Raw genomic sequence first — 25,074 nt, 5'->3', positions numbered from 1 at the left:
ATAGGAAAGGGGCAACATGCTATGAAACCGCATTTAATTGTTTTAGATTTAGACGGGACGTTATTAACGGACCAACAACAAATTTCAGCGAAAACTAAAAAAACATTATTGCAGGCAAAAGAACAAGGACATCAGGTGATGATTGCCACAGGTCGTCCTTATCGTGCTAGCGATATTTATTATCATGAGCTCGGTCTAACAACGCCCATTGTTAATTTTAATGGTGCTTACGTTCACCATCCAAAAAATACTGCTTGGCAAACGATGCATACACCAATTGATTTAGGCGTTGTGCGAGATGTCGTCGATTCAGTCAATAGTTATGAATATGAAAATATTATTGCTGAGGTAATCGATGATATTTATGTCCATACAGAGGACGATCGGATTTTAAATATTTTTAACATGGGCAATCCCACAATTACATTAGGTGATTTATCAACTCATTTGCAGGAAAATCCAACAAGTTTACTGATACAAGCAAATGAAGTCAATTCCATGATTATCCGTGACCATTTACAAGCAGTTCATGCAGAAGTTATCGAACATCGTCGTTGGGGTGCACCACTACACATTATTGAGATTGTCCGTCGTGGTTTAAATAAAGCCGTAGGAATCTCACATGTTGCGAAAGATTTAGGCATCCCACGTGAGCGCATTATTGCTTTTGGTGATGAAGACAATGATTTAGAAATGATTGATTTTGCAGGTATCGGTGTAGCTATGGGCAACGGTATTGCGTCTTTAAAAAATATTGCCAATGAAATTACAACGACTAATAACGAAGATGGTATTGCTAAAATACTCATTGAACGCTTGAAATTATCATAATTAAGTAGTAAGTTCAAATTGACTTTCCAATTTTTACAGTTTAAATTTGGAGGAAGACAGTTTATTTAGGGGGACAAGATAATGAAAATTTTTACTGATAGTGGATGTGATTTACCGAAGTCTTACTATGAAGAGAATGATGTCGTACTCCTTCCATTACGCGTGCATTTAAATGACAGCGAGTACGATGACGTCATTGCGATTGATTGTAAGGAAATTTACGATGCTATTCGACAAGGTGCCCACCCAAAAACGTCACAAGTGTCACCAGAGCTCTTCCTTAAACATTTCGAAGAACTAGCACAAAACGACGAAGAAGGCATTTATATCGCCTTTTCATCGGAATTATCAGGTACATATGGTACGGCTATGATGATTCGCAATCAAGTACTTGAACAATATCCATCGCTGAAACTGACAATCATTGATTCTAAATGTGCTTCCTTTGGCCACGGTTTAGTGATTGAAGAAGCGGTTCAACTTCGTAATACGGGTGCCTCATTGCAGGAACTTGAAACAAAATTAACTGCTCTTGCTTCACAGATGGAGCACCTATTTACAGTAGAAGATTTAGACTATCTTGCAAAAGGTGGCCGTGTATCTAAGACTAGTGCATTTCTTGGTGGGCTCCTTAGCATTAAGCCAATATTAAATGTTGAAGACGGCAAGCTTGTACCAATTGAAAAATCACGTGGCCGTAAAAAGGCCATTGCACGTATGTTAGAATTGATGCAAGAACGCGGTGGTATTTTTTCCGATAAAATTGTCGGCATTAGTCATAGTGATGACCCTGTCTTTGCAAACGAAGTAAAAGCAGCCATCCAGGACCGCTTCGCGCCAAAAGCAGTTCAAATTACGATGATTGGTTCAGTCATCGGCTCGCATGTCGGCCCGGGTACAATTGCTATTTTCTTTACCAATAAAAGTTACCAAGCATAATTTATTAATCCCTCCATGTTCGCCCAAAAGGCAATTGGAGGGATTTTTATTTGTTATTTTGTAGCGTCTTGTTCCATGCGACGTTTTTTACCTCGTTTAATGATAACTACTACAAATCCTATAAATAGTAACCACACTAATCCAAGCGCCACCATGTATGGAACATTTAATCCTTTGTCTTCTCTAACCTGATAAATTTCTACGATTTCTCGGTCTAAAATAACAGGATATACGCCTTTTTCATTAATGCGAACTTTTTCTTCTTGCAAAATACCATTTAACATTTTACCTTCACCTAACTGATCGGGTGTTAAATCAACGCGTTGAGTTTTACTTGTATTATTTACCATGATGACCCATTGCTCTTCATCCGATGTTCTTGTAAATACAAGTAGACCATCTTCATTTGTAATAACCTCAAAATCGCCATTACGTAATGTTGCAGATTGATTTCTTAAAGATTGCACGTTTTTTACGTAATCAATCAACTCTTCATCTGTTTTGAAATTGTAAAGTTGATGTGTATCTGGTTTTGCTTCTCCATTCATCGCAATCTCTGAACCGTACTGTACAACTGGTACTCCAGGTAACATAAATAATGCACCCAACGCCATCTTTAATCGGGTTGGTGGGAACATATTTTCATTCGCAGAATCAAATGTAAAACGATGTGTTTGAAGAGAATCAATCATAATCTGCGTTGGTTTCTCGCCTGATAAGGGCTCCATTAGCTTTGAAGAATCCATATCCACATTTTTAAAGATATTGCGGTAAATATCTGCTGTTGCAGGGGAGAAATTCGTATCAAAATTTGCATCACTTTCTTCATTTGCTATTACATAAAATGATTCTTTCGTGCCTTTTAAAGCCTCTATTAGCGCATTGATAAATTGAGTATCTGCATCAGCAATATTTGTTAAACGAATACCACCAATATTATATGTAGAGGCAAATTCAGTTGCAGCCTCAATTAGCGCATTTTGTACATCTTTGTTGGTTAAATCCCATTGTACTTGTCCATTATTGGTAGAGGCAATCCAGTCCTGTTTTGCCACGTCCTTCGCCCACTCATGATTTGGACTCACATTGTTGAGTGGAAAATCAACCATGATTGACATGTTCTTCGCTTTATAGGCCTCAATTACACTTTGGAATTCTTCTGCTGTCCCAAAATGCTCTTCTAACGTTGTATAGCTTGTTGGCATCGAGCCATCATACGTTTCAGTAGTGAAAATCGACCCAATGGAGACGATTGTATACCCCATCTCTCCGATAAATTTTAATTTATCTTGTAGCCCAGTGAAGTCCCCTCCTGCAAATTTCGAAGGGTCTTGCGTATTTGTATCAATATCGTTAGTGCCCGAACCATTAAAGAAACGGTCAACGAGTAAATCATAGATGCTTTCTTGTGCAATCGTTCTTGCTGGTCCTTCTTCTGCATGTGCCACTGCTGGTGTTCCTAAGAATGAAGTCGCCAGTAAAAGCGATGCAGCTGTCGCACTTATCCACTTCTTAAATTTCACTTTTATTCCCTCTCTTTCAAACCAATCCATCGTCATTTTACCAAATAAAACTGTACCGTCGCTATCATTTCAAAATATTTTCCCAAATTGAAAAATGAATTACGGCAAAAAGGTGTCAACTTGAGTTATTTTCGCATGCAAACGTGAGCATAAACAACAAAGGACGGTTAACTGCGCTCTATTGGGTTACTCAACGCTTCCCCCACCTGTAACCTACGTTTAAGCTTGTCACCTTACCGTATAGTTTCTTTTACACACTAAAAAGCCGTGAAGCAAAAACTTCACGACCTTTACGAGCACTTATGCAAGGAAATTGATGTTCATTGGTAATTTGAACCCTAAGAACAATGTTACGAATAAAAATACCGCAAATAATCCCCAGAACATGCCAGTTGGTTTGTTTTTCTTTTGGCGAACTAATACCATTTCCATCATACCGATGACTAAAATACCAGCGATGAATTTGAAGCCGTATAACATACCTTGTCCGTAACCCATTGTATGGATAAATAATGCACCGCCAGAAATGATGATTAAAATGTAAAATAATCGTAATACCATATGTAAGCCTTTCGATTGCTTGCCATTAAGCGCTGCAATGAAAAAGATTACGATACCGACTACCCACGTCGTAATGTGTAAATGTGTTGTATTTGTTAAAAAATCCATTCGTGTCCCCACCTCATTCTTTTTCTATCAAACTCTATCCTATCATGAGGTGGAAATGGTTTCAATTATTACAATTGCGTTCACCAAATATACTAAAAAAATCCGCGGAGCATAGGCTCACACGGATTTCAACAATTATTCGAAGTGGTTCACTAATGTACCAATTCCTTGGATAGATACTTTCACAGTATCACCCGCTTTTAAAAATTGTGGTGGGTTCATGCCTTTTCCAACCCCTGCTGGCGTTCCTGTTAATATAACATCACCAGGCTCTAATGTTACGTGCTGAGATAGGATGGATACTAAATTTTCTACAGAGAACATCATATCTTGTGTTGTACCGTTTTGGCGAACCTCATCATTAACTTTTGTTACGACAGTTAAATCTTGAGGGTTCGGAATTTCATCTTTTGTGACAAGGTATGGTCCTAGTGGGCATGTCCCATCCAAGCTTTTGCCTAAGAAGTATTGCTTGTGTTTATCTTGCAAATCACGTGCTGTAATATCGTTTGCGATGGTGTAGCCAAACACGTAATCGTAAGCTAAATTTTTAGGAATATTTTTTCCACGTTTACCAATAACGACTGCCAGTTCCCCTTCATAGTCCATTTTTGATGAAAGGTCTGCATGAATTGATATCGTTTGACCATCCGCAGCGATAGCAGTTGGTGATTTTGTAAATACCATTAGATCTGTTGGAGCTGCTTCTGCGCCCATTTCTTTTGCATGCTCATTATAATTTTTACCGATACACATTATATTTTTTGGTGTACGTGGAATTGGCGATAGCCATTCAATCACTGTAAATTCACGTTTGAAGCTTTCTGCGCGTTGTGATTTTTCAGCTGCTTCTACTAATTTACGAATCTGTTCAACAAAATCAAAGCCTAGAGCAATGCCATCAACAATTGAATTTGAAAAAGAAGGGAGAACTTGAAGTTCATTTTGAATAGCGAGTACATCCCATACTGCTTCTTCTTTTTTTACTTTCGGTCCAAAACTTACATGTCCACCTAATTTGAATGATAAAATTTTCATGATTTAAGAGCTCCTTCTTTTTTCTACATGATACAACAATATGACCTAAATTACCTTAATTTTGCGATAACATTTTATTACTGCGTAAAAACTCCAGCTATTTGGTAACTAATGGGTGTCCCCCGGCTTCACTTTATACGTTAATTTACGCCAAATTGCTTCTAACGGGCCCTGCTTCCATTTGGAAAGCCAAACCTCAGCTAAAACCATTTGTACAACAATTATGCTGATGGCGATTAACACACCTGTTGCGACACTGACTTTTCCATACCAGCCAAACCCAAATTGATAAAATAAGCATGTCCCAATAATGGATTGTAATATGTACATAGTTAACGACATGCGACCAATTTTTGCAAATGGACTAAGCATCTTTGGTACAAGTGGAATCATGCAAAGTAAGACAATAAGTCCGATATAACCGACCGATAAAATCGGCCCACCCATATAAACCTTGATGTATTCCAGTAAATACGTACGTGTATTTAGAACAGGTATACTCTTCATAAAAATCCCCATCACTAATCCTACTACCGCTAACGCCACCCACAGCCATTTTAACTCCTTCGCTCGCTCCACTAAACGCCATTTAGAAGCCGCCGCACCAATAAGCATATACGGTAAGATGGTGAATAATGAAGCAATCCACATACCAACCCCAGCCTGTTCTGATAGGTCTGATAAACGTTGCATAAAGGCATCTAGCCAGTTACCTGCTCCATATGCCGTTATCGCTTTTTCTACCGCAGTAATGTTTAAATACGTATCAATTTGCGAATTGAAGTTAATATAGCCTACTATAAACAGCATAAAAACATGCATGAAACCATTAATAATTATTCCTATAGACAATAACCAAATTGGATGTAGACGAAGTAATAATAGCAAAAAGACGCCACAAAACGCATAGGTCATTAATATATCGCCCCACCAAATAAGTACTGCATGTACAAAGCCAAACATAAATAATACAACTAATCGGCGTAAGCCAGTGCCATAAAAGTTTTGCTCACGACTTTGTGCTTTTTGCCACTGCATGGCTAGACCATAGCCAAATAACATGGCAAACAATGGGTAAAAGCTACTCTGAACGTAAATATCTAAATTTTGCTGCCAAACCATATCAGATGGTGTCGTAAACCAAGACGCCAAATCTATATATGGCATCGGCAAATAAAAAGCATACATATTGACGAGTAAAATACCTAGTAAGCTTATCCCACGTAAAATATCTAATGTTGCGATACGTTCCTGCAACATTGTTGGTTTTAAATCCACAAAATTGCCTCCTCTTTCCTATACACTTCCCTTAATATTACTCCATAGTGAAAAAACAGCCCATTACTTTTTAGTAAGGACTGTTTTTCTCATGGTAAGGTTGCCTTATACGTGTAATGCCCTTTCATTGTCGAATAAGTACAATACTTTGTCGCCCACATTTATATGCAAGATAGATTCAACAGCTTCACTATAGACACGTAATTGCACACCATAACGCCCTAATAGTTCCTTCGATAATGCTGGTTCCTCTGCAAAATGAGATTGAATACGATCTGTTTTATAATCAAGTAATACCCATTCGCCATTTGCATCCTCAAACAGGCAATCGATAATCCCTTGGACGATTTGCGCATCACCGTCTTCATCCAAGCGACTAATCGTGAACGGCATTTCTCTACGTATTTGCTTCGCATTTTTAAAACGTTGGCCAATGGCTGTTGAAAAGAAATTCAAAATTTTCGCAGACGGGACGACCTTAGCCTCTGCCTCAGTTAAGAGTTGTCTTACCACTAAATCAGCAACAAAGCTTTCGACCTCCTGTAAATGCGTAAAACCATACTGTGGCACATGCTGCATGACAGTGTGAACAGCTGTTCCAATTTCAGCACCAGTCATCTGTTTTTCCTGTAAAAAAGTTGGTCTAGGTGCTAGCGCAGACTGTTGCTTGTTTGGTACTGTAAAAAAATACTCGGGCTCTTGTTGACGTTGTAAATTTTCTAAACGTTTAATTTCACTAACAGATGTTTTTGAGTGTTTTTTTGTAGATTTTTGGTACGGGTACTGTGCCTGGAAACGAGTTGAAATTTCTGCAAACAATGCTGTATCCTCTGATGTTTCTAACATTTGCTGAACTTCATCTTCTAAAGCGAATGTCTCATACATATAAGAGCTTGTTTCGATCGCTCGTACCCACCAACGTGAAGCGTCCTCTCGCTCTTTATAGATCATTGTCGAGAGTGGCCCAAAATCCGCATGTCTTGCCACTGCTGGTCCTAACCAATCAAAATAACTATTTGCACGAGCACGTAGATATTCCTGTAATGGTGCATCTATGGGCAAACTTTGTGCATCCTGCCACTTATCGAGCGTTTTCTCCCAATTTTTTACGGAGCCAACTAAAATCAGTCGTTCCTTAGCACGTGTCATCGCTACATACAGCACACGCATTTCTTCAGCACGCATTTCAAGCTCTTTCTTCTCTTTCATCGCTAAAAAGGGCAATGAGGTATAAGTAATACGATCATCTGGATCAATCGCTTTCACAGCAAGTCCAAAATCTTGGTCAAATAAATAGGGATTGTGAAAATCCATTTTATTAAATGGACGGCCCATACCAGCGACAAAAACGACAGGGAACTCTAGCCCTTTGGATGAGTGAATTGTCACAAGGCGCACAACATCATCCTTTTCACCTATAGATTTCGCTGTTCCTAAATCATCTCCGCGTGTGCGCATACGGTCAATAAAACGTAGAAAGCGGAATAACCCACGAAATGCCGTTTTCTCATACATTAATGCACGATCATGTAAGACACGTAAATTTGCTTGACGCTGTTTGCCATTAGGCATGGCCCCAACCATTTCATAATAATGCGTATCTAAGTAAATCTTCCAAATTAAATCGGACAGCGAACCACGACGTGCTAAATCACGCCAATTCTCAAATGCCAACATAAAACGTTGCAGCTTTTCAAACGTAGTAGATTGTACGCCATAACCTTCGCTACGAATGAACTGTCTCAATGCATCATAAAAAGGCGCTTTGGGCTCTGCTAAACGGATTTTTGCCAGCTCATTTTCAGATAAGCCCACGAACGGGGCACGTAGGACTGAGACTAATGGAATATCTTGATAGGGGTTATCTACTATCTTCAAAGTGTTGAGTACAATCATGACCTCAAGCGCATCAAAATAGCCCTTTGATGATTCTGCATAAAGGGGAATTCCAGCGAGCTTAAATTCCTCCACTAAATCTGTTGACCAAGTCATCGAACGCATTAAAATAACAATATCACTATATTTTAACGGTCGTTCTGTCTGTGTTTTTGTGTCGTATACAGTTGTGCCTTCTTCCATCATTTGCTGGATACGTTCAATAATAAAGCGGGCTTCATACTGTGATTTTTTTAGTTCTTCTAGTTCAAATGCTTCGTTGACTATATCCTCTGCTTCGTCATCGCTTGCCTCTTCAATAGGTGGATGTAAAACGACCAATTCAACAGGGACTTCCTTTGCATCATATGGCGCTGCAGGCTTTAACGAAGCGTTTTCATCATAATGTATTTCACCAACACGAACTCCCATAATTTGAGCAAAAACAAAATTTGTTGCGTTCAGCACTTCCTTACGACTACGAAAATTCGCATTCAAATCAATGCGCATGCCGGTCACCTCAGGATGCTCAATAAACTCCCCATATTTCCTCATAAAGAGCTTTGGCTCTGCAAGGCGGAAGCGGTAAATACTCTGTTTAACGTCACCAACCATAAAAAGATTACCGTCCAGCTCGTCGCCAGTTTTCACGAGCTGTAAGATTGTTTCTTGTAACATATTTGTATCTTGATATTCATCGACAAGTACTTCTTTAAAACGTTTTTTCAAATCTAATGCAACTGGAGACGGTTGTAGTTTACCATCTATATTTTCAGTTAGTATTTGTAATGCAAAATGCTCTAAGTCAGAGAAATCAATAATGCCCCTCTCTAATTTTGCTAGACGGAATTGCTCACTAAACACATTTGTCAATTCGACCAATGTGGCAATGGTAGGGGCCATGAGCCGTATTTCTTCAAGCAAACGTGCAGGTGTGCGTACAAAGTATGTTTCTTTAAGCTTATTAATAATTTTTTTGGCAGCATCACGCTTTTTCTTGGCAAGTTCTTGTAAATCAACATCCACTAAAGCATCCTTCGCCACCCGCTTTAATGTTGACCACTTCACAGTTGAAAAGAAATCAAATAATTCCTGCCACGTTCCTTCACGACTTATACGAATTCCTTCTTGAATCATAGCAAAATCAATTTCTGCGGTTTCAGCATAAGGTGCAGGGCCTTCTGGCTGTAATGTAATAGCACGCATTTCAGAAATTAAAACAAAAGCTTCCTCAAGGCTATGCTTCACTGTTAATTTTACATATTTTGATAACTCTAAATCATCAATTGTGACATCATCTGCAAGTTCATATGCCTTCGGTAGACTACGTAGCCATTTTTGTGGCTCAGCATGAACACGAGAAGTATCATAAAGCTTGCTCATGAGTGTTTCAATGGCCTGATCATCACGATCTGATGTAAAACTATCGACAAGGCGATAGATAGCATGGATTTGAGATTCGTCTTCAACATCGTATGCAGCTTCTAACACCTCTGCCAAAATGTCATCTCGTAGTAATGCTACCTCTGCCTCATTGGCAATACGGAAGCCCGGATCAATATCTAGCATGTAGGCGTATTGTTTGACTATGGCTAAACAAAAGGAATGTAAAGTTGAAATTTGTGCCTTATTAACAAGGCTTAACTGTCTTCGTAAATGTTGTGACGTTGGATTTTCTGCAATCGCCTTTTCTAGCGCCTCCGCCATTCGATGACGCATTTCAGCAGCAGAAGCATTTGTAAACGTCACGACTAATAGCTCATCAACATTGATAGGATTGTCATTCGCTACGACCTTTTCAATCATGCGATTAATAAGTACCGCTGTTTTCCCAGAACCAGCTGCCGCTGACACAAGTGTATCCTGCCCACTTGCATAAATCGCCTTCCATTGATCGTCAGTCCAAGTGACATTGTCTGGTTTCACTGGTATTTGCTGCACCATGTTAATTCAACTCCTTCCGAATTTTCTCTACCACCTCTATCGGCTTTGCCTGCGGTAACTGCCGATAACTTTGCTTGCCATCAGACGGATCAAATTGACAAACAGATGCAAATTGACAATAATCACAGGCCGTTTTCGTTTTTAATTTATACGGACTGATTGCCGTATCACCCGCTAAAATTCCATTTCCTGCCTCTTGATGCTTACGACGTACAAAATGCTGTATATTTTTCATATCATTCACAGGCACAATACGCGATTGTGATTCCGATGGGGTACCATCTTTTTTCATATAGACTGGAATAATTTGTGAATGTCCACTTGCTTCCTCAAGTTGCTCGTCCATGGATAAAATCGCCTCTGGATTTTCGGTTAAAAGGCCCTTCATCTTGTATTGCTTTAAACGATCTTCCTCAATTTCACTATGGCTCAAATCCTTATCAAGCTTTAACATCGGATTGTGGACATGGACATATAAGACGCCTGCTGGTTCAGCATCTCCTTGTAGCCAGTACGAGGCATTTTCCATCGCCACATCTAGATATGTCAATACTTGCAAGGACAGCCCATGATACACCTCGTTTAAATCTAAATCACGACTCGATGACTTATAATCGACAATTCGTAAATAGGAGCGATTATCAAATGAAGCACTGTCAACCCTATCAATGCGTCCTCGCATAAACATTTTCTTTCCACCTGTTAAATCAATTTCAAGCGCAGGTAGTTGCTCGTGTTGCCCTGGTCCGAATGATGCTTCGATGGCAATCGGTTTAAAATGGGAGACATTGGCATGTTGAGTTAGTGCGGTCATTGTGCGCTCCACAATGCGGATAAGTTTACGCTGAATGTAACGATAACGCGCACTAGATAATAAAATTTGATGTGAGAATACTGGTACAATTTGCTCAACAGCCTGTCTTGCTAGCTGCTGAATTTGCTGTTTTGACAATCGAATCCATGAAAGCTGTTGACGATGTGTCTCCTCTGTTATCCATTTTAATGCCTCATGAAATAAATCGCCCATTGCAAATGTTTCTAATCGGTACTCAGCTCGTTCTTCTAACCGCAAGCCGTACGTTGTGAAATGTGAAAATGGACAGCGGAAGTATTTCTCCACACGCGATACACTTGATGTTAATTGTTTACCGTATAACTCTTTGGTAATATAAGTTTCTAATGGTTGTGCTTCATTCTTATGTGAGATTGGATGCATAACCCTGCCTAATATTAATGACCAATAAGGATCTAGCTCATAGAATTTCTGTAAAGCTAGCCATTCTGGAGCAAGCTCACGGCTATGTTCCGTTTGACGTAGTTGCACCATTAAATGTGCTAACGCTGTACGTGGATGACGTAAATAGGGCAGCACGTTGTCGTCTAATAATTCAATCGGATCTATAACGACACGTTGGACCATTACGCCACTTAATAAACCTGCTGTTTTGTCATTTCCAATAATTTTTTTGATATACAACGATGCTAATAATGCCTTACCTTCTTCATCTGCCGTTGGATATGTCATATATAGCTTGTTAGAAGGTGTTGTCAATGCTCGATATAATAAAAAATTCTCCTGTAATAATCGGTTTTTTGAAGTAGGTGCAAGTTCATAGCCAATCTGAGTGAACCATTCTCGTTCGGTATCAGAGAGCAATCCTTCATAATCTAATCTTGTTGGATAAATACCATCATTCATGCCGAGAACAAAAGCAATTTTTATGTCAGATAATCGAGCTAAATCGACTGTTGCCACCATTACTTCATCAAGTGTTGGAGGGATACGAGAAAATTCTAATGTATCAAAACCTTCATCTAAAATTTTTGCTGCTTCCTCTACAGACATCTCCTGTTCGCCAAACATGTAAACAAACTGATCCAAAACTGCGACCCATTCGTTCCAGGCTTGATTGTGCTCACTTGCAGCGAGTGCATCACCTCTATCTAACTCTCTGTCTTTCATAGACTGGAGCTTGTCATATACTTGTACTTCTTCAATCAGCTCAAATAGTGCCGTCGCTACATCTCTTCCGGTTTTCGCTCGTATAAGCTTGTCATGAAAAACTTTTAATGGTTGTCGTATACCATCACGAATTGCCTCGATTTCTGCCTGCATCGCACGTTCTTCGTCGGTTTGCGTGCGCGAATGAAACTCAAGACCTCGATATTTTTTATAGAACCAGCGAGATTCTTCAAACCAACGTTCTCCATAAATTCCCTGTGCCAAACAGTAATTCTCTAAACGATCAGCACGTTCTCGCCACACACTTCGCTCAGCATGTAACGGGAAAAACAGATCTGTTTTCACACTACGAAAAATAGGTTCATACTTCCAATTAGATGTAAAAACTTCTAAAGCTGAACGACTAAATTCAATCAACGGATGATGTAACATCGTTTTTTTAGTATTCGTAAAGATCGGAATGTCATATTGCTGGAAAATTGTTGAAATCAGTGGGTCATATACATCTGCCTGGCGATAGAGTAGCACAATGTCCTGATATCGGTAGCCGTCTTGCCTTGTCAACTTTGTTATTTCCCGGGCAATGGCGTGGATTTCAGCACGTCGATTTGAAGCCTCTAATACCATTACATCTCCACTTGTTTTTTTTGCCTGTGGCACCATTTCTGTAAATTCTGCTTCTATATGACGCAAATCTTCGGATTGGAAACGACGCGTTTTGATAAAATGCAATGGCGCTTCAACCTCAATCCCTTCGTCTTGCGCAATATCAATTAGGCGCTGATTCGTCGACGCTGCTTCATTGAATAGTGCCTGCTCATCTTTAGCTTCCTCTACATGCTCAAAAGGTAGCACTACGGTTACGTGCTTCGTCACCTTTAGCAGTTCTTTCACAAGCTCTAACTCTCGTACCGTAAATGCCGTAAAGCCATCTATATAGATCGTTGCTTGATTCATAGTCTCTGAATGTTTCAGTTGTTCCGTTAAAATCGGATAATAACCCTCACTATCGACATAAGTTGTGCCAAGTCGATCTTCTAAAGCCTGTAATACTATCTGTAGGTCATTGGTTTTTGCCTGTAATGTGTTTGGTGCGTCAACGGCCTTCAAAGATGCTGTTACCTCAGACAATACCGTACTATTCACACTATAGCGGCTAAATTCACGTAATAATGTTTCAATTTCTTCAGTAAAGCCCCTCTTGCCAGCAGCTTGTCGAAATAACGAGAATTCGCTTTTTTGCTCCTCAAGTAATTTGCGAATGAGCATCCGATAGCCATAGCCGTTTACTTCTTTACGAGCAATACCACCTGTTTCCTGCAGGACAAGCCATGCCAAACGTTTAAACGTCATAACCTGCGCACGAATTAGACCCTGCAAGCCATGCTTATTCGTGAGCTCATACTCCGTTGAATAAGACATTTGGTCAGGTACAATAATAAAAATCGGATATCCTAACGGATCTGTATTTAATTGCTCAACAATTTCCTGATGAATAAACGCTGATTTTCCTGTACCAGCACGTCCTGAAACAATACGCAATGTCATTCACTTTTCCCCCTGCTTTATGATAAATATTCATGATGCCTTGGTGTTAATGTAGCTGTCACATCAATGTTCGTGTCATCACCTAAGGCTATATTATTAAAATTAAAAAAGTCCCTTCTACCATTTTACATGATACAAGGGGCTAGATGTGCATATTCAACTTACATCGTTATTCATTTTTCGGCAATTTTCGCATTTGCTTCAAATCTCTTTCTACTCGAGCATTCAATCGCTTCTCAATCAGCTTACCAATCCACCATAGCACGACAATCGCTAGACCAGCTATTATTAGTCGTACTGGACTTGTCAGTAACGATTTTAAATCATAGCCGAGCACGCTCATTCCTAAAATCATGACAAATTTACCTGCTAACAGCACTACTAAATAAAACTTTTTATGAATGTGAGATAGTCCTGCTACTATATTGACAATGACGGAAGGTGTAAAAGGAAAACACAGCAATACAAACAACGGGCTAATTCCATTCATATCTACCCATTTAATCAGTTTTTCCACCTTTTTACTGCCCGTTACAAAACGGAGCTTTGGATGCTTACCAAAATGACGGACGAGCAAAAAAACTACATACGAGCCAGCCGCTGAGCCAAGCCATGACAATAAAAAACCAAACCATAAGCCAAACGCACTTGCATTTGCTACAACAAATACGACCAATGGTAAAAAAGGTAAGAATGCCTCTATAAAGGGCAATAACAAACCAATCAGCGGACCAAACGTTCGATATTCGGCTGCAACATGCTCAATATTTTCTATAGTAAACCATTCATTCAATATAGACACCTCTATTTGTATTGCAAAATTAAATGTAAAATTGTCAGTTCTTCCGACGTATTTTTATATTCGTGTAGTTGATGCCCCGAGAATACCAGTGTATCCCCTTCTACTAATTGTTCATGCATTTCTCCAGCAGAAATAACAGCTTGTCCTTGGATAACGGTTACTGTTTCCTCTACCCCTTCTGTGTGCGCCTCACTCCTACTGAACGCTCCCGGTTCCATTTCAATCTTGTAGAACTCCCAGCCGCGCTCTGGGTCGTAAGGTATAATGGAGTACACGCGATAGCGCCCCTCGTCCTCATCGACATGTGGCGCATCCTTACTACTAAATTTCATAAAATGGGCAGTTGGAGGTTGTAATAGAGAAGAAAATGAAATCCGTAAGCCTGCAGCAATTTTCCAAATAGTTGATACAGTTGGATTGGATTCACCTTTTTCAATTTGGGCAAGCTGTGCCTTACTAACCCCCGTTGCTTTGGCAACATCGTCTAGGCTCAAACTTCTTTGTTGCCGTATTTTTTTTAGTTGAAATGCTAAATTTCGACTCATTTGTTCCAACTTAACTCACCATTTCCTATTGTTTATTTTATAAGACATATGTATACTTTAATAGACATATCTGAACTATCTAACTATTGCAACTTTACACTATTAGTATACATGGATTTTTTTGAAAGGATGATCTATTTATGACAAGTACAACAGAATTTCATGATAAGTCTACCACCCCAACAGACAACAGCTTTTTACAAGGAGTTAAGGATTGTATTCCCACCTTACTCGGTTATATTAGTATAGGACTTGCTTTCGGGGTTGTAGGTTCCGCTTCAGGCTTGTCTGTTCTTGAAATCGCACTATTAACCATACTCGTTTATGCAGGCTCTGCACAATTCATATTTTGTGCACTGCTGTTAACTAGTAGTCCTGCTTCTGCCATCATTGTAACCATATTTGTGGTAAATTTACGTCATTTATTAATGAGTTTAACTTTAGCCCCTCATTTTACTCGTTATTCTATGCTACGAAATGTTGGATTCGGTACATTATTAACGGATGAAACATTTGGTGTGGCTGTCACGAAACGAATGCAAAGCGGCAAATTATATGGAAAATGGATGGATGGACTAAATATTACCGCCTATTTATTCTGGATTTTGTCCTGTGTAGCTGGCGCTTTTTTAGGGCAATGGGTAGCAAATCCAGAGAAATGGGGCTTAGACTTTGCATTGATTGCCATGTTTGTTGCTTTACTTGTGCTACAGCTTAGTAGTGTCAACAAAAACAAGATTATGCATTACTTAATATTAATTGGATATATGGCTGTTAGTATGTATGGTTTATCTTATATAGTACCTTCTCATGTAGCAGTACTTCTAGCAACAGTCATTGTAGCAACAATTGGGGTGGTGACAGATAAATGACAACAACAGCTTCCATGGTGTGGCTTATTATCGGATGTGCGCTTGTGACTTGGCTACCCCGTATTGTGCCATTTATGTTTGTACGCAGTGTAAAGTTGCCAGATGTAGTATTAAAGTGGCTTAGCTTTATTCCTGTTTGTATTTTAAGTGCCCTTGTTTTCGAAAATTTATTGGACACAGAAAGCACAAGCTTTGTAACACTTGATTGGCCCGTCTTTATTACATTTGTGCCCACACTTATTATTGCTCTTGTTACAAAAAGCTTGTCCATTACAGTAGTTGCCGGAGTAATGATTATGGCGATGGTACGATTCTTCATGTAAAAAGGTACTTAGCAGATTTTTGTCTGCCAAGTACCTTTTATTTGGCTCATCACCATTCCGGCTGTGCGCTTTCCTTGCGCGTCCAATGAGCCTGGGCAACAGGATGTTGGTGACGAAGGCATGATCACAAGACGTGACGCTTTTAGCCTTCGTTCCTCTACGTGCTCGCTCAAAGGTCTCACCTGTGACGCTGATTCCCAAGGAGTCACGCAGCCTCCACTCCAATCAACTATACAACGTAAAACTTCAATCAGTCGGGGATTTCTTTATCTCTACTGATTGGTAGTTGAACCAATCAGGCTTACGGTCAGGTGATCCACCACCTAGTTAATGTGGTATAAATGGCAAACGTTTTAACAGATGTCCAAATTTTTGTTGATGAGGCTATTTTTTTTGCATGCGACTTGCAAGCCAAAAGCCTACTGTTAACGAAAAAGCATCTACAACGAAAATAATTGGTGGCGACGTATACCCTGCATAAACCGATGCTGCAATAAGTGCAATTGCTAATAAAAGTGCCACATAGCGGTTATACGTAATGCGTGTAAACAATAACACTAATAATGCGGGTAAAAATAGCGCCAACATCATTTTTCCAATAACATCTATCATACATCCCTCTGCTCCGCTAACAATAAACCAATACGGTAATGATCATTGCTGTAAATTACATGCTGTGTGAGACGAATTTCGTTGTTACGATCAAGCACCTCTAAACGACAATGAGCAGCATTTAATTGTAACGCCTCATATAATTCATTTTCTGTATAAATCGGATGGCCATTTACTTTACGAATACATTCCCCTGCAAGTAAACCCATTTTCTCTGCTGGTGAATCCGGTAAAACTGCCGCAATGACCGCCCCCTTAGAGCTTGGTGCAACCGCATAAATTTCCGTCTTGTCCTGTATCGCATAATATATTGTAATACTAAGACGAATGATTACGCCCACCGCTAGGGTTATCAAGCCAACCACAGGCTCGAAGACTGAAGCAAGTCCACCTATTACCATCAGTTGCCCTAACAACAATACAGAACGTCCAATTTTCGGTAATTGTAGAACCGGCAATTCTTTTCTTGAAAGCTTTGAAAATCCGATAACTACTGGAAATACTACAAGTGCAAATTTACTCTCTCCCAATGTGAATTGTGGCCAGTATGGAATAACTGACGAAATGACATCACCAGGTATGATAAAGAGTATCGGTAATACCCATATGTTTCTCGTCCGATACACAATGGCCTGCATACCGCGCTTCGTATTTTCAACACGTGGCGTTGTCACCATTGTTGAAGTTCGACGAATCAGCATACCTTCAGCAATCACACATAATCCAGTTATAATCGTGATTGTTACAATAGCACCTTCAAATAAATCCGTGCCCTCTAATGACACTTTCCACCATGAAAACGACCAATCGTATTGATACATAGCCCATGTTGCCAATGTTGCAAAGCCCATTGTATAAATTGATGATAATGAATTGATGAAAAACAGCAAGAGCGCCAGTGCGGAGAAAGCAAGCAAAACAAGTAAAAATGTTTTTGGTACTGTCAAGCCTACCCCAACACTTATGATGGAAATGATTAGCGCATAAGGCCATCCTCGTTTCCACTGCCCTACTAACTCAGTCCAGCCCCAAATAATACGTCTATTAAAAAATTTACGCTCCTGCTTCACGCGACTATATCCTAATAAGATAGCTAACAAAATTGCTATATATATTACTGGGTTCAGTAGAAAGCGGCCAATCGCTGTTACAAATTCTATTAAAATATTACTAGCCATACAGACACCCGCCATTTCTATCTCAATTACTATGAATTCATTGTATCAAAGGACTACACTCTTGCGTAGTACAAACTAGTAGAAAGCTTCGTATTCATATCATATTTCCTAGATTTAAAAAGTCTATTGTTCAATATTATGCAATAAAAAGCTTGTTGCCATCTGGAACTGTAAATCATTTGTGCGATCTTCTTTATAATTTTTTAACGTTTCATTCAGGCTATTAAAAAAGGCCGTATCCATGGAAACATCATTGTCTGTTTTTGTTAACTTCTTCTGCTCACGGTAAAGCTTTACAGCTTCGTCTGTGGCTTCATCTAAATAACCGTCTAATCGAACAATTTGATAGCCTAGTTTTTGCAGGGCTTTTTGTGTATAAGCAATTTCTTCACTCATATCACCTACTTTAAATTGCCCTGTTAATGGATGCAATTGCAATGCAAATAATTCATTTTGTTCAATGACTAAAGCTGCTTCAATTCCTTGCCCATGAATCCATTCACGTTTTGGTGTCAGCCATTTATTCGTGGATAATTTAAGTTCTCCTCCATTTGACAGAGCCCAAGATTCCTGCACTGTACCTTTACCGAAACTTTTCACACCGACAATGGAAGCCCGATCCCAACTTTTTAACGCTCCACTCAGTACCTCACTTGCCGATGCACTGCCTTGATTTTGCAAAATGACAATCGGTAATTTATTCATCGTTTGCAGATATTTTTCATCAAAGCTTTTCGATTCAGTCTTTAATGGTTCCATAGCACCTTCAGCATTTTGCATATACGCAAATACCTTGCCATTTTCCAACACCGTGCTCAGTAGCGCTGCGACGCTATGTAAATAACCCCCTGGATTATCACGTACATCAACAACTAACCCCTCTACATCTTTGCGTAGTAATTTACTTGTTTCTGCAACCCACTCGTTAGCCGTTTTCTCACCGAAGAGCGAGATTTCCACATAACCAATGGCAGTATCTTCTACCATCACTACCTCACTTGCTACAGTTTTATTGGAAATTGCGGCACGTTCCATGGTCATTTTAATATGCTTATCTTCACTTGGACGATAGACCACTATTGTGATTTTTGTACCTTTTTCACCTTGAATTAAATGCATTAATTCACTCATCGTCTTACCATCCACTCGTACGCCATCAACTTGTACAATTTCATCGAGCGAACGCATTCCTGCCTTTTCTGCTGGGGACGAACGAACAGGAGACACAACGATAAATTTCCCTTTGTTTTCCGATAGTTCAATTCCAATGCCGACCCTTTCCTCAGCAAGCATTTGTCGATGCTGTTCGGCCTCATCCTTCGAATAATAGGTACTATAAGGGTCTTTTATCGCATCCGCCATGCCTCGAAGAGCCCCTTCTACTAATGCATCCTTTTTTGTACTATACACAGATTGTTCCTCAATTAAATGCATGGCTTCATTAATCGATTCGACCTCAGTAACTTGCTCCTTTTTCTCCGCACCATTAAACCAGTCAAAGTAAAATCCACTACCTACCAATATACTACTGATAAGTACGCCGACACCTGCGGTAATTTTGCGCAAACCTTCCCTCCTCCGTCTCTTTACTGTATGAATGTTCTTTTTCAAACATACAACATAAAGCTACCCCAAAATCATCTGTGACAATTTTTATTTTCTTACGCAAAAGGAAAATGGTTTGCAAAGACTTGCTAGCAATGCCTGAAATCATTATTCTACTGTTGGGCTTTTAAAAAAACAAAAAATGTCCCAAAAGATAGTATTTCTTTTGAGACATTCCCTAGTGCTTATTAGTCTAGTGCTTCTACATAGTTCGTCAGCATATCTACATCCATTGGCCCTTGAATGGTACGTTGAATGTATCCATTCGAGTCTATGAAATATGTTGTTGGAATTGTTATAACTTGATAATCAAAGCCAGCATCATTTTTCTTATCGAGTAAGATAGGAAATGTTAATTCATAGCTATCCTTGAACGTAGTGATTGTATCAATTTTAGCATCTTCGGTAACATCTCGTTCAGCAGATGTTAAATTGACAGCCAAAATTTCTACATTTTCCTTTTTAGCATATTGGTCATAATAATTTTGCATATGTGGCATTTCTGCCTTACAAGGCGGACACCATGTTGCCCAAAAGTTAAGCACCACTTTTTTTCCACGTAGGTCGCTTAAAGTTACCTCTTCCCCATCCAAAGTCGTTAATGTGAAATCAGGTGGTGTATCCCCTTTTTTTAATCCAATTTCACGTTGCTCTGTTTCTTTTCCGAGTGAGGCTACATCAATCTCTCGGTCCTTATCAATTTGCTGTCTGACGTATGTACCAATCATCGCGACCACTAGCAATACGACAACCAGCAATCCAATATTTTTCTTCATTTTTTTCCCCCTACTCGTTGAATTCCTAAGCCTAACATAAGTAATAGGACGCTCACACCTACAGCCGGTTGCCATAAGCCCTGTGGCTGAAGAGTAGCAACAATTAGATATCCAGCTGTATAAATTATTAAGGCTTTTTGAAGCGCTGTTATTTTCCATAGTATGAAAAGCGTTAGTATACTTAGCACTGTTAACGTAATAACTTCACTATTCATTGAATTGTCATTTAATAATACCACGAACCATTGGTAAATAGATTGCGTTAAGATGATTGCCCATACGCTCGCCATTACTCCTTCATCAGCCCATTGTAACTTGTGGCGCTTCCATAAAAGCTGAAGCAACACAGTAATAGTAGCTAAGTAGACGCCTAATGTACCTCCATTAAAATAAAGTAGTGCTAATGGCTGCGCAAGCACTGCTTTAAAATCCGTTACAATTAAGCTGAATTTCCAGACGATGATAAAGGTAAAGATTGCGTCAGCATATACGCCCGACCATTGCTTTGAAAATTGCATACGTAAAACAAACCACACTACAAAAAATGCGGCCAATAAAGCAATCGCTGTAGCTGGTAATGTTAATGTTCGAATTGAAAACCACTCTGTATTGAGCACCCGCAAATCCTCCATGAAAAAAGATAGCTTTAGCATAGCATACAAAGTTTTTTCCATACTGAAATTTCACAGTGTGTTCAAAAAACCTTCTTAAACAATCTGATCATGTTTATTTTTTGAGCAAACTACTTGAAAAATACCCCGTAACGTATAAGTTAGAATTCATTGCCTTATGAATGTTATCGCTCACCTATTACTTTTTATCGAATAGATCGCAATATTTATCGAGCACTATTTTAAATTATCGACTAACTTTCTTTATTTATCGAGCATTCATTCAAATAACGAAAAAAGAGGCTGGGACAAAACTTTTAAGAAAGAGGAGCAAAGGTATTATTAAATTTTCGCTATCTAAAATGAAGAAAAATTTAGAAGAGAGCACTAGTTGTTGGTAGCGAAGGTGGCGACTCCTGGGGGATTAGCGTGACGCCTGAGACTACAGGCTCAGGCCACGCCCCCGGAAAGCGTCCGCCGTAGTGGACATCAACGTTCACAGCAAAAAAGTGTTAGATCGACTGATGTCGATCTAACACTTTTTCTCTTTTGTCCTAGCTTCTTTCGTTATTGTTACAAAGGAATATATTTTAGTGGATTTACACTACCAACTGCTTGTCCTTGCCAAGAGCCAATATGCACTTCAAAGTGTAAGTGAGGGCCCGTTGAACGACCAGTACTACCCATCGCAGCAATCTGCTGCCCTTGTGTCACTTCTGTTCCAACACTAACATTGAACGCACTTAAGTGAGCATAAACGGTTGTATAAATTTGACCGTTGATAGAATGCGTAAGAATGACTACATTGCCATATGAGCTAAGTGGTGCGGCATATGATACAACACCGTCAGCAGACGCCCAAATAGGCGTGCCTGTTTTGTTGGCAAGGTCCACACCATAGTGGAATTCTGGACCCGCACCAATATTACGCCAACCATATGGCGATGTTAAACGGCCATTTGTTGGTTTAATCCATGTGCCATTAGATTGTGGTGCATTGACTGTAGAAGAGCCTGATGAACCGCCAGAATTTGCCGCAGCGGCAGCGGCAGCTGCTGCCGCTTTACGTTTTGCTTCTTGTTGACGTGCAACTTCGGCTAAACGATTTTGTTCTGCAATAATTTGCTGTTGTAATTCTGCACTAATATCAAGTGCTTCTGAATATTCTTTTTCTAGTAATACTTTTTCAGATTTCAGCTTTTCTTGCTCTTTTTCTAATTGATCGACTAAAGTATTTTTCTGTGCTTTTTGTCCATCTAGTGATGATTTTAGACGCTCAAGCTCTGCTTTGTTGTCTTCAAGCTTTTGTCGCTTGTTTTCCAGTGCTTGCTTCTGTTCTTCTAGTGTTTCTTTATCTGCTTTTTGGTCACGTATGATTTGACGATCCGCTTCCAGCAGTGCATTGACTGCTGAGAAGCGGTCGATGAAATCTACAAAGCTATTAGAACCAAGTAAAACATCTAAATAGCTGACCGAACCACCCGCTTGAATCGCACGCGCACGATCCTGTAATAATATATCGCGCTCTTCAATTTTACGCATAAGTTCGTTGATAGATTCTTCTAATGCTTTAATCTCATTGTTTGTCGTTTGAATATCCGCTAATACATTTTTGATATTACTGTTTGTTTTGTCGATTTCAGCGTTTAATGTCTGTATTTGATCTAATAGTTTTTGTTGCTTTTCTTGATTCGCACTAATTGCACTTGTTTTATTATTAATTGAAGAGTTTAATTCATTTTTCTTTGTTTCGACTTGTTTCTTCTCATCTTTTAAATCCGATAAACTAGTTGCATACGCTGATGGAGTTTGGATAAAAAGGAATAATGCAGTCATTGCTGCAAATGTTTTTATAGAGTTTTTTGCCATACTTTTCACCGATTGAACTCCCCTTCGACTATTAATTTCAATATTTCACTTAATGCGTAATGTAGTTGTGGTTGATAATTCAATTAACTAAAAAATACGACTTACATTTTGCGACACGTTAAATTTTTAAAAACTTACGCACTGACATGAAACTTCCCCAAATACCAATCAGCACACCAATAAGTAGTAGTAGACCGCTTACTTGGTACACCAGTGGTGAGAAATCCAGTAATTGAACAAGCTCCCCTTTTAAACGTGGTGCAATAATTTTATATACATTGTGGTAAAGAGTTGCGACAACCGCAATCGGAATAACAGAACCTAAAATTCCGAGCCACATACCTTCTAATAAAAATGGAATTCGCACAAATGAATTCGTTGCCCCAACAAGTTTCATAATTTCAATTTCATCGCGACGTGCAATAATTGTAATGCGAATGGTATTGGAAATTAGGAAAATTGCTGTGAATAATAACCCTAAAATGAGTACAAGTCCTACATTACGACTAATATTTAAGAAGTTGAAAAGTTTTTCTACCTTACCTTCACCATACATCACGTCATATGTATACTCATATTTGTCAATTGCCTTTGCAACGGCTGCTGTTTGCTGTGGATCTGTTGCCTTGACATAAATTACATTGCGTAGTGGGTTACTTTGTTCAAATAACTTGAAGTCATCGCCAAAATCTTTTACTAATTTTGTTAACTCATTTTCCTTTGTTGAATAAGACATCTCCGCAATATCAGGTAACTTTTCAATTTTTGTGAGTAACTCTTTTTCAGCCGCCTCATCTGCCGTCTCATCAATTAAAACTTTAATTTCTACATCATTCTCTAAGTCTGACGCTACTTTGTTTAAGTTCATCATAATCAGTGCAAATACACCTACAAGTATCAATGTAACTGTTACTGCACTTACTGATGCAATCGTCATCCAACTATTCCGGCCAAGTGATTTTATACTTTCTCGGAAATGGCGTTTTATCGTATTAAATTTCATAGCCGTAATCACCTCCGTGTTCATCACGGACAATCATTCCGCCTTCAATCGCAATTACCCGACGGCGAATCGTATTCACGATTTCGCGGTTATGGGTGGCCATCACAATCGTTGTACCCCGCGCATTAATTTCTTCAAATAAATTCATAATCTCCCAAGATGTTTCAGGATCTAGGTTCCCTGTAGGCTCATCTGCAATGACCACTTTTGGTACATTAACAATGGAGCGTGCAATGGAAACACGTTGCTGTTCCCCACCTGAAAGTTCATTTGGGAACATTCTCGCCTTATGTTTAAGTCCTACCAACTCAAGAACTTCCATTACACGGCGTCGAATCTCTGCCGGTTCCTCTTCAATAACCTCTAAAGCAAATGCTACATTTTCATAAACATTTAAACGAGGAAGTAATTTGAAATCTTGGAAAACAACACCGAGTTGTCGGCGCAAGAAAGGTACTTTTTTATTTTTTAATGACCCTAAGTCAATACCATTTACAGTAATTTCGCCTGAAGTCGCTTTTTCTTCACGATACATTAATTTGATAAATGTCGATTTACCTGCACCACTTGGACCCACAACATAGACAAATTCACCTTGCTTTATGTTAACCGAAATGCCGTTTGTCGCAACGACACCATTCGGGTACTTCTTTGTCACATTTTTCATTTCTATCATATTTAAACCACCTAAACCTCTTACACATGTAAGATGTATTTCTCTATCTATTATAGCACTCAATCTATGTTTTTTTATTACAGTTTCATTTCATTCCTTGGAAGTTGCTTCTATTTAAATATTATATTGTCAAAGAATGTACTAGTGTAGTATAAAATGCAGACAAAATTAAACAGCAATCACTTCATAAGTATGTAAGTCGATTCCTGTTTTATGTATATGCAACATTGGACAATATCACAATTAAAAGGCATCCAAGCCTATGTTATTTCATAGCCTTAGACTGTTGACAAACTTTGCTTTTAAGAAAGAAGTATCTAGATGAACACGTTGAATTTCTATAGTGGACGCTTTTCGCGGACATCGCTTCAGTCTCCTCGCCGCGATTGCTTCTGCGGGCCCTTTAGCTCGTGCTTTTCCCGCAGGAAGCTTTACTCTGTAGCGAAAGGCGAATACCGCCAGCTATACTCGTCGCCTGCGCCCCCATCAACTCGTGTACGTCTATAAATGCTTGTGGTGATGAATAGCTTGACGGCAATAATGAATGACATCCATTAAATGGTACCTTACAAAGTGACGTGAAACAATGCTATG

The 25,074-nt window shown here is 39.2% G+C and carries 20 protein-coding genes; 4 read left to right on the top strand and 16 right to left on the bottom strand.

Going from position 1 to position 25,074, the window contains the following annotated elements; genetic code table 11:
* Window positions 1-21: 21 nt before the first annotated feature.
* Together C9J31_RS03900 and C9J31_RS03895 are read left to right on the top strand one after the other, a co-directional pair.
* Window positions 22-831 (top strand): Cof-type HAD-IIB family hydrolase, encoded by an 810-nt coding sequence (locus C9J31_RS03900; protein WP_107947327.1) that lies wholly within the window; start codon window positions 22-24, stop codon window positions 829-831.
* A gap of 81 nt (window positions 832-912) precedes the next feature.
* Window positions 913-1,770, top strand: coding sequence for a DegV family protein (locus tag C9J31_RS03895; RefSeq protein ID WP_107947328.1), 858 nt, complete (start codon window positions 913-915; stop codon window positions 1,768-1,770).
* Between the two features lie 53 nt (window positions 1,771-1,823).
* On the opposite strand, the gene C9J31_RS03890 is transcribed toward C9J31_RS03895, so the two are convergent.
* From C9J31_RS03890 to C9J31_RS03855, 8 genes are all read right to left on the bottom strand, one after another.
* Window positions 1,824-3,293 (bottom strand): alpha-amylase family glycosyl hydrolase, encoded by a 1,470-nt coding sequence (locus C9J31_RS03890; RefSeq protein WP_107947330.1) that lies wholly within the window; start codon window positions 3,291-3,293, stop codon window positions 1,824-1,826.
* Between the two features lie 300 nt (window positions 3,294-3,593).
* Window positions 3,594-3,962, bottom strand: a complete 369-nt coding sequence (locus C9J31_RS03885; RefSeq protein ID WP_054768179.1) for a YisL family protein — start codon at window positions 3,960-3,962, stop codon at window positions 3,594-3,596.
* Between the two features lie 135 nt (window positions 3,963-4,097).
* Window positions 4,098-5,000: a fumarylacetoacetate hydrolase family protein gene (locus tag C9J31_RS03880; protein ID WP_107925303.1), complete on the bottom strand. Its 903-nt coding sequence runs from the start codon at window positions 4,998-5,000 to the stop codon at window positions 4,098-4,100.
* Between the two features lie 108 nt (window positions 5,001-5,108).
* A complete protein-coding gene (locus tag C9J31_RS03875) occupies window positions 5,109-6,278 on the bottom strand; it encodes a DUF418 domain-containing protein (protein WP_107947331.1) in 1,170 nt (389 codons plus the stop codon).
* Between the two features lie 105 nt (window positions 6,279-6,383).
* Complete coding sequence (gene addA, locus C9J31_RS03870) at window positions 6,384-10,097, bottom strand: helicase-exonuclease AddAB subunit AddA (RefSeq protein ID WP_107947333.1); 3,714 nt, start codon at window positions 10,095-10,097, stop codon at window positions 6,384-6,386.
* Window position 10,098: 1 nt separating this feature from the next.
* Complete coding sequence (gene addB, locus C9J31_RS03865; protein WP_107947335.1) at window positions 10,099-13,608, bottom strand: helicase-exonuclease AddAB subunit AddB; 3,510 nt, start codon at window positions 13,606-13,608, stop codon at window positions 10,099-10,101.
* Between the two features lie 169 nt (window positions 13,609-13,777).
* Window positions 13,778-14,401, bottom strand: a complete 624-nt coding sequence (locus C9J31_RS03860) for a TVP38/TMEM64 family protein (protein ID WP_107947337.1) — start codon at window positions 14,399-14,401, stop codon at window positions 13,778-13,780.
* Between the two features lie 11 nt (window positions 14,402-14,412).
* The gene (locus tag C9J31_RS03855) at window positions 14,413-14,964 is read right to left on the bottom strand and encodes a helix-turn-helix domain-containing protein (protein WP_054768180.1); all 552 of its coding nucleotides are present in this window, start codon (window positions 14,962-14,964) and stop codon (window positions 14,413-14,415) included.
* Between the two features lie 131 nt (window positions 14,965-15,095).
* Here C9J31_RS03855 and C9J31_RS03850 point away from each other — a divergent pair, with 131 nt between their 5' ends.
* Together C9J31_RS03850 and C9J31_RS03845 are read left to right on the top strand one after the other, a co-directional pair.
* Window positions 15,096-15,827, top strand: a complete 732-nt coding sequence (locus C9J31_RS03850; protein ID WP_107947338.1) for an AzlC family ABC transporter permease — start codon at window positions 15,096-15,098, stop codon at window positions 15,825-15,827.
* Complete coding sequence (locus C9J31_RS03845) at window positions 15,824-16,150, top strand: AzlD domain-containing protein (protein ID WP_054768181.1); 327 nt, start codon at window positions 15,824-15,826, stop codon at window positions 16,148-16,150. Before C9J31_RS03850 ends, C9J31_RS03845 begins: the two co-directional genes overlap by 4 nt.
* 384 nt (window positions 16,151-16,534) lie before the next feature.
* Here C9J31_RS03845 and C9J31_RS03840 read toward each other — a convergent pair whose 3' ends face one another.
* The 8 genes from C9J31_RS03840 to ftsE form a co-directional block, all read right to left on the bottom strand.
* Window positions 16,535-16,759 (bottom strand): DUF2198 family protein, encoded by a 225-nt coding sequence (locus tag C9J31_RS03840; protein WP_054768186.1) that lies wholly within the window; start codon window positions 16,757-16,759, stop codon window positions 16,535-16,537.
* Window positions 16,759-17,940 (bottom strand): PDZ domain-containing protein, encoded by a 1,182-nt coding sequence (locus C9J31_RS03835; protein ID WP_107925297.1) that lies wholly within the window; start codon window positions 17,938-17,940, stop codon window positions 16,759-16,761. Before C9J31_RS03835 ends, C9J31_RS03840 begins: the two co-directional genes overlap by 1 nt.
* Window positions 17,941-18,063: 123 nt before the next feature.
* Window positions 18,064-19,506 carry a S41 family peptidase gene (locus C9J31_RS03830; RefSeq protein WP_107925296.1) on the bottom strand — a complete coding sequence of 481 codons (1,443 nt, stop codon included), beginning with the start codon at window positions 19,504-19,506 and terminating at the stop codon, window positions 18,064-18,066.
* Between the two features lie 227 nt (window positions 19,507-19,733).
* On the bottom strand, window positions 19,734-20,321 hold the full coding sequence (locus C9J31_RS03825; protein ID WP_107947340.1) for a redoxin domain-containing protein: 588 nt from the start codon (window positions 20,319-20,321) through the stop codon (window positions 19,734-19,736).
* Window positions 20,318-20,938 (bottom strand): hypothetical protein, encoded by a 621-nt coding sequence (locus C9J31_RS03820; RefSeq protein WP_107947342.1) that lies wholly within the window; start codon window positions 20,936-20,938, stop codon window positions 20,318-20,320. Before C9J31_RS03820 ends, C9J31_RS03825 begins: the two co-directional genes overlap by 4 nt.
* A gap of 567 nt (window positions 20,939-21,505) precedes the next feature.
* Window positions 21,506-22,810 (bottom strand): murein hydrolase activator EnvC family protein, encoded by a 1,305-nt coding sequence (locus C9J31_RS03815; protein ID WP_107947344.1) that lies wholly within the window; start codon window positions 22,808-22,810, stop codon window positions 21,506-21,508.
* Between the two features lie 109 nt (window positions 22,811-22,919).
* Window positions 22,920-23,804, bottom strand: a complete 885-nt coding sequence (gene ftsX / locus C9J31_RS03810) for a permease-like cell division protein FtsX (protein WP_054768182.1) — start codon at window positions 23,802-23,804, stop codon at window positions 22,920-22,922.
* Entirely contained in the window at window positions 23,794-24,480 is a 687-nt protein-coding gene (gene ftsE / locus C9J31_RS03805; RefSeq protein WP_107925293.1) for a cell division ATP-binding protein FtsE, read from the bottom strand. Before ftsE ends, ftsX begins: the two co-directional genes overlap by 11 nt.
* Between the last annotated feature and the right edge of the window lie 594 nt (window positions 24,481-25,074).

The organism is Lysinibacillus parviboronicapiens, from assembly GCF_003049605.2.
Lineage (GTDB): Bacteria > Bacillota > Bacilli > Bacillales_A > Planococcaceae > Lysinibacillus > Lysinibacillus parviboronicapiens.
Note: the sequence above shows the minus strand (reverse complement) of the source record. Positions and strands in the feature narration are given on the sequence as shown.

What these genes read in the sequence shown, in the direction of transcription:
- C9J31_RS03845 (WP_054768181.1), top strand. Translation starts at nt 15,824, where the DNA reads ATGACAACAACAGCTTCCATGGTGTGGCTTATTATCGGATGTGCGCTT.
- C9J31_RS03880 (WP_107925303.1), bottom strand. Translation starts at nt 5,000, where the DNA reads ATGAAAATTTTATCATTCAAATTAGGTGGACATGTAAGTTTTGGACCG.
- C9J31_RS03885 (WP_054768179.1), bottom strand. Translation starts at nt 3,962, where the DNA reads ATGGATTTTTTAACAAATACAACACATTTACACATTACGACGTGGGTA.
- ftsX (WP_054768182.1), bottom strand. Translation starts at nt 23,804, where the DNA reads ATGAAATTTAATACGATAAAACGCCATTTCCGAGAAAGTATAAAATCA.
- C9J31_RS03895 (WP_107947328.1), top strand. Translation starts at nt 913, where the DNA reads ATGAAAATTTTTACTGATAGTGGATGTGATTTACCGAAGTCTTACTAT.
- C9J31_RS03825 (WP_107947340.1), bottom strand. Translation starts at nt 20,321, where the DNA reads ATGAAGAAAAATATTGGATTGCTGGTTGTCGTATTGCTAGTGGTCGCG.
- C9J31_RS03850 (WP_107947338.1), top strand. Translation starts at nt 15,096, where the DNA reads ATGACAAGTACAACAGAATTTCATGATAAGTCTACCACCCCAACAGAC.
- C9J31_RS03835 (WP_107925297.1), bottom strand. Translation starts at nt 17,940, where the DNA reads ATGGCTAGTAATATTTTAATAGAATTTGTAACAGCGATTGGCCGCTTT.
- addB (WP_107947335.1), bottom strand. Translation starts at nt 13,608, where the DNA reads ATGACATTGCGTATTGTTTCAGGACGTGCTGGTACAGGAAAATCAGCG.
- C9J31_RS03900 (WP_107947327.1), top strand. Translation starts at nt 22, where the DNA reads ATGAAACCGCATTTAATTGTTTTAGATTTAGACGGGACGTTATTAACG.
- ftsE (WP_107925293.1), bottom strand. Translation starts at nt 24,480, where the DNA reads ATGATAGAAATGAAAAATGTGACAAAGAAGTACCCGAATGGTGTCGTT.
- addA (WP_107947333.1), bottom strand. Translation starts at nt 10,097, where the DNA reads ATGGTGCAGCAAATACCAGTGAAACCAGACAATGTCACTTGGACTGAC.